This is a genomic window from Bradyrhizobium sp. P5_C11_2 (genome assembly GCF_054049755.1).
Genome location: NZ_JBFULT010001012.1, coordinates 1 through 1,345, shown reverse-complemented (window position 1 = coordinate 1,345; position 1,345 = coordinate 1). Strand labels below are relative to the sequence as shown.

General features: G+C 54.4%; 2 protein-coding genes. Both read left to right on the top strand.

From position 1 onward, the window contains the following. A partial coding sequence (locus ACXJL8_RS41230) for a hypothetical protein (protein WP_456687056.1) occupies positions 1–403 on the top strand: 403 nt, incomplete at its 5' end. A gap of 279 nt (positions 404–682) precedes the next feature. Next, positions 683–1,345: heparin lyase I family protein (locus tag ACXJL8_RS41225; RefSeq protein WP_456687055.1), on the top strand; the 663-nt coding region annotated here is incomplete at its 3' end.

Here is a 1,345-nt window from a genome sequence, read left to right as displayed (position 1 = left end):
TTTCGTCTTTGCCGGCACCGTCTGCTATTCGGYTTATGTCATCCACGCTCTTCTTTTCAGCAACATGGACTGGCCGAAGGGGCTCGATCTCGAAACACTGCTGGCCTTCGGTCGCTTCGCGTTCGGCACCTTGCTGCTGTCAGCTATTTCCTTCGCGACGATCGAAGCAATCGGCATTCGACATCTACCAGCTTGGGCGCAGTGGACGAGACTCTTCCGCGGCCGCTCCTCAGTCCTCAATCCGGCGATCTGGCACAAATGCAAGCCGATATTTCCCCACCGCACCATCAACGGGGATTGGACCGGTCTTGCGCAGACGTGGCGTCGCCGGCGCAAAGACGGGAAGTGGGAATACCGCCAAGACGAGCCGACGGTCGATGACTGGTCGAACAGACAGTACTAGGAGCCGACGATTGGAGCCCTGTCGATGAGCCCGAGAGCGCCATATCCGAAGAGCCTGTAACGTCACCGTCTATGCGGGAGGCGGACACCCTACTTCACACGCTATCAACGCGCTCGGCTGATCAGCGAAGCCTTACGTTCGATGCTTCATGGATGATGAACCTCCGGGTTCTCACATGAGAAACACGAAGCCGATGTGGGTAATCCCAAAGGGTCCACACATGGCGCGAGTTTTGAACTATGCGAAAGAGCGTCGAGTCACCGGAACTTGAGATATGCCGTGCACAAGATTGTCAAGCTCGCGACCGCAAGCGTAGTCCTTTGCGTACTACTCGCGTGTGCGGCTGAGGCTGTTTTCGTATTTTCAAGCATTTTCTTGATGGGGCGCATCCCCATGCACGATGAATTTGCAACCCGCGATTTTTCACAATGGAACGGCTTGGCAAAACAAATTTGCTGCGATGGCTCGGCAATCGTTTCTGACGCGCCCAACTGGAATTCCAAGAGCGCCGTGAGATTCACGATAAGCTTCTATGATCCCCTCGTTAAGGGGAGTCATCGATCCGAATTCCGATTGAAAGCGACAGAGTTTCACCGACTTTACGAATATGGATTGAAGATTTTCGTGCCACCGGATTGGCAGTCCGATAATAATCAAGTCATCGTGGCGCAGATGCACAACGTGCCAGACAATTGGAAAKGTGAGCGGGGACTCCAGCCCCCGCTAGAATTGAGCTTAGTCAATGATAGCTGGGTTATCCGGACAGCTTGGGGGCGAGCTCCAACGTGGCTCGACCCAAAAGGGGACATTCGTCGTGACATTCCATGGTCGCAGCCGTTCGAACGGGGAAAGTGGACCACCTGGACTTTTCGTACCAGGTGGTCGCTTGATGGGGATGGGATTATCGAGGTCGAAAAAGACGATCACGCAGTTTTTCAGAGG